Source organism: Vibrio sinus, from assembly GCF_023634645.1.
Lineage (GTDB): Bacteria > Pseudomonadota > Gammaproteobacteria > Enterobacterales > Vibrionaceae > Vibrio > Vibrio sinus.
Map to the genome: position 1 here is coordinate 1 of NZ_JAMKMR010000060.1, position 462 is coordinate 462.

The window sequence follows — 462 nt, forward strand, 5'->3', positions numbered from 1 at the left end:
CAACAAGCGGCTGATGCGCATGATCCCAACGATCGCTATCAACACTACGACTACCCGGGCCGCTACAAAAGCGATGAAAGTGGTAAACCCTTTGCCCAGTTCCGTTTGGAGTCTTTACGTAGCGATGCCAATACGGCGCAAGGTATGGGTAATGTTGCTGCCTTACTGCCAGGGGTGATGTTTACTTTACAAGAGCACAATGATGACTCATGTAATCGTGATTGGCTGGTGACGGATGTCCACCACCACGGCACTCAACCTCAGTCTCTGGAAGAAATGGGCGGGACAGGCGCAACCACTTACAACAATAATTTCCAAGCCATCGCCAGCAACCGTGCATGGCGAGCACCGATGCAAACCAAACCTCGCGTTGATGGCCCACAAATTGCCACCGTTGTTGGCCCGAAAAATGAAGAAATCTATTGCGACGACTACGGCCGAGTAAAACTGCAATTTCCATGG

At 51.1% G+C, this 462-nt stretch carries 1 protein-coding gene; it reads left to right on the top strand.

Annotated features, from left to right (window positions below; genetic code table 11):
- The coding region (locus tag M9194_RS21590; protein WP_250614771.1) for a contractile injection system protein, VgrG/Pvc8 family at positions 1-462 on the top strand (462 nt) is incomplete at both ends.